The 7,367-nt window shown below is 63.8% G+C and carries 6 protein-coding genes; 4 read left to right on the top strand and 2 right to left on the bottom strand.

Annotation, left to right across the window (positions count from 1 at the left end; all coding sequences use genetic code 11):
• Both BG842_RS28835 and BG842_RS11580 read right to left on the bottom strand, forming a co-directional pair.
• Nucleotides 1-795, bottom strand: a 795-nt coding sequence (locus BG842_RS28835; protein WP_139136102.1) for an Ig-like domain-containing protein, incomplete at its 3' end; no start/stop codon positions are given.
• On the bottom strand, nucleotides 683-4,960 hold the full coding sequence (locus BG842_RS11580; RefSeq protein WP_069450848.1) for a S8 family serine peptidase: 4,278 nt from the start codon (nucleotides 4,958-4,960) through the stop codon (nucleotides 683-685). The genes BG842_RS28835 and BG842_RS11580, both read right to left, overlap by 113 nt.
• Before the next feature lie 63 nt (nucleotides 4,961-5,023).
• On the opposite strand from BG842_RS11580, the gene BG842_RS11575 reads away from it, so the two are divergent.
• The 4 genes from BG842_RS11575 (at nucleotide 5,024) to BG842_RS11560 (ending at nucleotide 7,263) form a co-directional block, all read left to right on the top strand.
• Complete coding sequence (locus tag BG842_RS11575; RefSeq protein ID WP_069450847.1) at nucleotides 5,024-5,383, top strand: hypothetical protein; 360 nt, start codon at nucleotides 5,024-5,026, stop codon at nucleotides 5,381-5,383.
• 102 nt (nucleotides 5,384-5,485) lie between these two features.
• A complete protein-coding gene (locus BG842_RS11570) occupies nucleotides 5,486-5,797 on the top strand; it encodes an MTH1187 family thiamine-binding protein (RefSeq protein WP_069450846.1) in 312 nt (103 codons plus the stop codon).
• A 51-nt stretch (nucleotides 5,798-5,848) separates the two neighbouring features.
• Nucleotides 5,849-6,781, top strand: a complete 933-nt coding sequence (gene mch, locus BG842_RS11565; RefSeq protein WP_069450845.1) for a methenyltetrahydromethanopterin cyclohydrolase — start codon at nucleotides 5,849-5,851, stop codon at nucleotides 6,779-6,781.
• Nucleotides 6,778-7,263 (top strand): hypothetical protein, encoded by a 486-nt coding sequence (locus tag BG842_RS11560; protein WP_069450844.1) that lies wholly within the window; start codon nucleotides 6,778-6,780, stop codon nucleotides 7,261-7,263. Before mch ends, BG842_RS11560 begins: the two co-directional genes overlap by 4 nt.
• Nucleotides 7,264-7,367: the final 104 nt, after the last annotated feature.

The following is a 7,367-nucleotide window of genomic DNA, read 5'->3' as shown; positions in this document are numbered from 1 at the left end:
TTCCGAGACCGACAGTTGGAGTCGGGTGGTATCGACCACCGAATGCATCAGGTACCCCTTATCGACGGTGAAGTAGCCGAGCGCACCGTCCAGTTCGGTAGTCCCCTTCGGAGGCGACGTCACCGCGTTCACAGTAACCGACGCGCTGCCCCGTCGTTCGAACTCGATTCCGTACCGTTCGAACGAGATACCGTTCGTTCCGAGGTTCGAGAGGTCGGCCCACGCGGTCTGGCCCTTGACACCGCCGAGGATGTCGATGGCAGTTCCGTCCGGCCCGGACATCGTTTTGACGGTTGCGGACGGTCGGCCGCCACCGCCGCCGCCTCCACCACCGCCGGACGAACCGACGGAGAAGGTGATGGTCTTCGACTGCACGTTGCCGTCGTTGTCCTTCATCTCGGCGGTGAACGTGTGCGTGGTTCCGTCCGATAGACCGCCAACGCCCGAGGTGATGGTGTCGCCGCCGGTGACGAGCCACGACCCGGAGACGTTTGCCGAATTATCCAACACGACGCGTGCCGTGCTCGGGTCGAGACCGCTCTGGTCGTCCGCGAACGTCACGTTGATGTTGACGCCCGTCGTCCCGGCGGGAAGCGTTGCGCCGTCAGCGAGCGTCGTCTTGACGACCGATGGCGGCGTGGTGTCCGCGGGTATCGAGAACGTCGTTCCCGTCGTGACGTTGTTACCCGCGGTGTCGCCGACCTGCAAGGTCGCGGTGTACGTCCCCGCGGAGAGGCCGGTCGCATCGTAGGTCGTGTACTCGCTCGTGACGTTCGTCGCGGCGTCGGACGTCACGGACTGACCATCGAAGGTCAACTGGACGCTGCTCGGGTCGACGCCGCTGATGGCGTCCGAGTAGTCGAATCGAACGGTCGTGTTCTGCACGCCGTACGAGAGCGTCCCGCCCGGATCGCTCGACGTGACGGTCGGCGCGTCGGTGTCCTTCACGACCGCCCCGTACGTCGAGAAGTGGGTGACATTCGTCAGCAGATACTCGCCGGACGTTCTGTCCCGAAGCGTGACGTTCCGGACGTCGGTGTCTCGCACCTGCCACGTTCCGATGGATTCGTTGTAGTAGCTGATGTTCACGTCGGCCGTCGACGTTTCCCTTCGGAAGGCGGAGCCGTTCCACGGGGATGCCGATGGTCGCGTTCGTGAGATTCTTCGAGAGCCGGTTGCCTATCTGGCCGTGCAGGAAGGAGAGTCCCGCGAGGTTCGGCGAGAGCGGCGCGAGTTCGGATCGGCTCTCGGTGAGCGTCACGAAGGAGCCGTTGACGCTCTCGTTCGTCTCGAAGCGGACGAAGATGTTCGATTTGTTCAACTTCACCGTCACCGTCTTGTTGACCGTGCTGACCGTCGAGAAGTTCGCGGACGCGTTCGCCGTTCCGACGTTACCAACGCTGTCGGAACCGTTCACGGTCACGTCGTACTCGCCGTCCGTCGGGACGCTGAACGACGCTTCCCAGACGCTGCCGTTCTTCGTGGCGGTCGGCGTTTCCACGGTGCTCGGCCCGTTGACGGTTACATCGGGGGCGGACGAAAGCGCCTCGTCCGACCGTACCGTCACTCGTCCGCGGGTCTGATTCAGTCGTTCCAGCGTCGCGCCCAGTCCCGGCGACGAGCGGTCGAGGACGACAGTCGCGTTCGTGGCGACCCGCTCCGTGTTCGAACCGTCGTCCACCGCCCACGCGCCGAGGGAGTAGTTTCCGTCGTCCGGGAGCGAACGGAGGTCCATCGTCGCGGTCCAATTCGCGCCGTCGGTCCTCACCGCCGGGAGCGTCGTTCGATAGCTGGCGAAATCGGCGGACAGGACGTATCGGACGGCCCGTGCGTCTCCCGGCGTTCCGGTGGCGGTCGCGTTGGCGACGAGCGTCCCGTTCGTGTACATCGTTCGGTCGGCAGGCGGGGCAGTCGAATCGGCGTCGGTGCCGACCGCGGTGACGTTGACCGTCGGCTTTCGAATGTCCGCGACGGCGAACCCGCCGAACGAGGTCGTCTCGATGCGGTTTCCGTTCGCGTCGTCAGCTTCGAGTGCGATGCTGACCGGACCGGTGTAACCGCCGACGTCGTACGTCGCCTCGTAGACGCCGCCGCCGAGGTCGGTCACGTTCGCGCTCGACCACGCACTCGACCCGTTGAACGAGGTCGAATAGACGGTCCCGGTAGCGAAGAGAACTCCTTCGTTTTCGACGGTGCTCGCGTCGTTGACGGTGAATCGAACGGTGATCGTCCCGTTGTGGGCGATGCCCGTCCGCGTCAGTCCGGTCACGTTCACCCGCGAGAATCGCGGCGGCGTGTTGTCAGTACCGGGCGAGTACGTGGTTCGGTACGTCGTCTTCGTTCGAGTCGAGAGGGGCGTCGCCGCGTTCACGCCGTCCGTCGTGATGGTCACGTCGTCACCGGACGAGACGTTCACGCTGTAGCTTCTGTTGAGCCAATCGTCGGTATACCACTCGTCACAGGTGCCGTTCACGCAGGTTTGGATGGTGTCCGACACGCTGTCGTTGTATTTGCGCTCGACACCGCTTTGGTCGACTTGGATGGCCGGGGTGAACGTAAGCGAGTCGTTCGCCACGCCGCTCTCGAACTGCCAGCGGTAGAACGACCCGAGGTACGGTCCCCGTCCAACGTCGTCGTCTATCGACTCACCGGCGGTGAGCGTCGTCAGCTTCCACTGGTCGAGATACCAGCCGTCCCGTACCGTGTCCGTCGCCGACAACCCGTAGTCGAGACCGGGAGTCACGTACAGCGTCTGGTCGTCCGGGGTCGGACTGACCGCAGACACCCAGCTTTCATCCGGCAAGCCACCCAGTTCGTTCATCACGAACGAGGCGACCGAGTGCTCGGGGTCGGAATCGGGCCAGTAGTACGATACGTTCCGCCGACCCAACTTCGCGGGGTCGACGTCGTAGACGCTAAACCCTGTTACGCCGCCGGTTTGATGGACGACGTGGAACAGCACCGACGAGTTGAACGGTTCGTCCGTCGGGGTCCCGGACGGAACGAACGCGGACCCGACGCTGACGTTCAGTCGAGTGTCGGTGTTGAATCGCGCGGTCGAGTTCGGCGCGTACTGGAGCGATGCGCCGTACGACCCCGAGGGCAAGTGTCGCGCGTAGCTCACCATCGTGTCTCGGGGGTCGAGCGGTCCGTACTGCGTTTCCGCGGCGGTCGTATCGAACGAGTATCGGACCGTATTCGATTCGTCGAGCGTCACGGTTCGGTCGCCCGAAACGTCTATCGCCTTCGAGATGGTGACGAACTCACCCGTTCGCTCGTCGATACCGTCGGTGATGAGGTGGTACGACCCGCCCGTCGAGAGGTGGTACGTCACCGTCCCGGACCCGTTCAGGAACTGGTAGCCGTCGAAACCGGTGTACTGCGCCGATCCGCTCTCGTTCGAAACGAGCCACACGGCGTCGTCTCGAACGCTCGTTCCGCCGATACCAGTCTTCTCGACGGTGAGGTCGAACGACTGTTCGTAGCCGAAGATGGCGGAGTACTCGCCGTTGAGCGAGATGCGCCCGGAGTAGGTCCCGGCCGTCGGTACGACGGTGAGGTTGAGGTCGGTGCTGTCACCCGGTGTGAGCGTAATCGTCGTCCGATTGACGGAGACGTTCCCGGCCGTCCCGCTGTTGATTTCTTCCGCGGTGGCGCTCACGTTGAACGTCCGGTTCGCGGTGCCGTGATTCGTCACGGTCACGACTCGGGAGACGTTTTCGGTGGCGGATAGACGGCCGAAATCGATGACGCCCGGGTCGATACTCACGTCGCCTTTGACCGCCTCGCTGGCGTTGATGCGGCCAGCACCTTGGGTGTAGACGTCCTGTGTACCGAGCGGGTCGGCCGTCGAGACGAGCGTGTTCTTGATTCTGTCCGCCGACCAAGACGGGTGCTCATCGAGCATCAGCGCGACCGTGCCGGACACGACGGGCGTCGCCATGCTGGTCCCGCTCATGGAAACGTACCCGTCCGAGGACGCATTCGCGCTCGTTACGAGAACCCCCGGAGCCACCACGTCGGGTTTCAGGTAGCGTCCGACGGGGGTCGGACCGCGCGAGGAGAAGGACGCGATACCACCGGTCTTGTCGCTCGCGCCGACGGTGATGACGTTGCGGTGGATTCCGGGACTCTCGACGGTACTGTACTCGGGACCGGAGTTCCCCGCGGCAACGACGACGGGAACGTCGCGGGAGTCGGCGTAGGCCATCGCGTCCGCGTACCGGTCGTTGGCGCGGGAGTTGACGGCCGTCCCGCCGATGCTGATGCTAACGACGTCCGCCCCGTTGTCCACGGCATATTCCAACCCGTCGATGACGTCGGAGGTGTAACAGCCACGGTCCTGACAGACGCGTGCGTCGATGAGGCTGGCATTCGGTGCCATTCCGACGTACTGTCCGCCGCTCGCGGTTCCGTCGCCGGCGATGATGCCAGCGACGTGCGTCCCGTGACCCATCGTATCGTAGGTGATTCCCTGTCCGGTGAAATCCCGTTCGAGGACGACGGACCCCTGTAAGTCGGGGTGAGACTGGTTGATTCCCGTATCGAGCACGCCGACCGTGATACCGTCACCGCTCACGCCGTATCGCTGGCGTGCGCCGGTCGCGTTCACGAGGTCGCCCGTTTCGTCCAGTGCGACGTCGTATTTGGCGTCGAGAACGACCGATTCGATTTCGTCGCTCCGGGCGAGTTGCTCGTACGTCCGTGCGGCATCGTCCTTCGAAACCGAAGCGGACGCGCCGTCGATGCTGTGGAGCGAGTGAGTCACGTCGGCGTCGCTCACGGAATCGAGGGTACTCGCCGGGGTTTCCACCGTCGAACTGCTACCCGCAGTGTAGCGTTTTCCGTCCTGACTCACGCTGGCGATGACCGGAATCGAGCCCGTTTCGGCGTCGGTGAGGTTCTGCTCGACAAGCAGTTCGACGTTGAAGAGCGCCGGGTCGAACTTCTGAAAGTCCACGCCGCCGGGTAAATGTAGGTCCCGTCACGACTCGAAATTCGGTGCATCGGCACGTCGGCATCGATGCGATACCGAGTTCGGTTGCCCCGTTCGACGACGTGGACCGTCTGGCCGGTGATGAGCGTGACGTTCACAACCGCGGTCGAACTCGCCGAGACGGAGTGGCCCGCCGAGACGTCGGCGACGTTCGTTCCCGCGACCGTCGTGGACGATGGAAGTGCGGTTTCGGTCGAAAAAGACGAGGCACCCATCGACGCCGCCATCGCGGGTGTAACGGTGCTACAAACGACGAAGACGACGCTCAGCAACACGAGCATCGTCTTGACCGACCGTCGGAAACGGGTACCGACCGACCGGTCAGAAGATCGACACGCAGAACAACTGTTCATTTTCGTACGTGTCGGATATCAGATAACGTCTTGACTTATATCTTTAGATGGAATTATCATCGTTGAAACTGACACCGGACGGAACATTCGGTGTGCAACCCACACGTACAGGAGCATCGAAGCCGACGCGTGACATATGACGGTAATCGCACTGCTGTCGGTCGCACCGGTCGTCGAGGGAAGCATGGCGAGCGAAGTCGCAAAGGCTGTGGCCGCGCTGGACGACTTCGACGTCGCCTACGAGACGAATCCGATGGGCACCGTTATCGAAGCCGATTCGACGGACGAACTGTTCGCGGCGGCACAGGCCGCCCACGAAGCCGTTGACGGCGACCGCGTGAGTACGGTGCTTAAAATAGACGATAAGCGTGCACGCGACCAGCGCGCACGCGAGAAGGTCGAAGCCGTCGAGACCGAACTGGGACGGGAGGCGAAACGCGAGCGCTGAATTCGGATACGAACCCGGAACGGTTTACCGGACGACCACCAATCCCGTGATATGGAGAGTCTCAACCGGATGGCGCTCGAACTCGTTGACGAGGCCATCGACTTCGCGGACGAACTGAACGTCGCCGCGTACGAACTGGACAACGAGGCAACCGTCCTCGACTTCGGCGTCGAAGCGAACGGCGGAATGGAGGCGGGACTCCTCCTCGCCGAACTCCAGACGGCCGGACTGGCGACGATACAGACCCGGATGGGCGACGTAGCGGGTGCACCGATTCCGCACGTCGAACTCTCGACCGACCACCCAGCGGTCGCCCTGCTCTGTTCGCAGAAGGCGGGCTGGGAACTCGGCGTCGAGGGCTTCGAGGGGCTCGGAAGCGGCCCCGCACGCGCGCTGGTCGCCGAAGAGGACGAATACCGCCGCGTCGGTTACACGGACGCGTTCGACTTCGCCGTTCTCGCCGTCGAATCCGACACGCTCCCGACGGAGGAGGTCGCGGAGCACGTCGCCGACCTCGCGGAGGTGAAACCGAACTCGGTCTACCTGCCGACGTTCGCAACCGGGAGCATGGCGGGAAGCGTCACCGTCGCGTCGCGGGCCGCCGAACTCGCCGTCTTCCGCCTGACGGAACTCGGATACGACCCGCTCGACATCCGGTCGGCGATGGGGTCCGCCCCGGTCGCACCCGTCAGTTACGACGAGGCGACGGCCATCGGCCGGACGAACGACGCGCTGGCCTACGGCGGCAAAGTCCACCTCACCGTGAACGAGGAGTTCGACCGCTTCGACGAACTGCCGTCCAGCGCGAGCGAGGAGTACGGCACGACGTTCGAGACGTTCTTCGACGACGCCGACTGGAACTTCGAGGAAATCCCGGAGAGCGTCTTCGCCCCGGCACAGGTGACGGTGGACGTGGTGAACGGGCCGACGCACGTCCTCGGGGAGACGAACGACGACCTCTTGAAGACCAGTTTCGACCTGTGAAGTTCAAACCCATCCCCGAAGCGCCCGACGGCCTCGACTTCGTGAGCGACGTCCAGCGTGCGGTTCCGCTGATTCCCGGCACGGAAGACGACTGCTGTGCTCGGTTGATGCGACGTATCGGGTTCCAGAGCCGGGACGTCGCGCGAACGTGGCTCACGTTCTTGCGCGCGCTCGAACTGGCAAAGAAGACCGACAGCGGATTCGTCCGTATTCGACGCGACCCGGACGAGGAAGCGCTCGCCGAAGCACTCCAAACCCGCGTGTACGGCGTCTCGACCGTTCTCAACGTCCTTCCCGAGGACGAGTGGCTCGAATCCGAAGCCGTCTTCGAGCGGTTCAGCGACGAGATTCCCACGTGGGAGCGGTACAAGGACCCGACGCGAGTAGAAGACGTGTGGCGCGAACGCGTCGGAAACATGCTGGAGTGGGCGGTGCTGTTGGGCCTCGCGGAGCGGTCGGAGGACGGCTATCGACGGACGTGACGGAGAGCGAGGCAGATGTCGTCCTCATACGGGGTCGTACTCCGGTTCGAACAGATACGGTTTCAGCACGCGGCGTTCCGACAGGTCGAAATCGAGTAACCGAC

This window comes from Haladaptatus sp. W1 (assembly GCF_001723155.1).
Classification (GTDB): domain Archaea; phylum Halobacteriota; class Halobacteria; order Halobacteriales; family Haladaptataceae; genus Haladaptatus; species Haladaptatus paucihalophilus.
This window is presented reverse-complemented; position numbering and strand designations above follow the sequence as displayed.

Excerpts from the sequence above, each read along its gene's own strand:
- mch (WP_069450845.1), top strand. The coding sequence starts at position 5,849 with ATGGAGAGTCTCAACCGGATGGCGCTCGAACTCGTTGACGAGGCCATC.
- BG842_RS11570 (WP_069450846.1), top strand. The coding sequence starts at position 5,486 with ATGACGGTAATCGCACTGCTGTCGGTCGCACCGGTCGTCGAGGGAAGC.
- BG842_RS11575 (WP_069450847.1), top strand. The coding sequence starts at position 5,024 with ATGCGATACCGAGTTCGGTTGCCCCGTTCGACGACGTGGACCGTCTGG.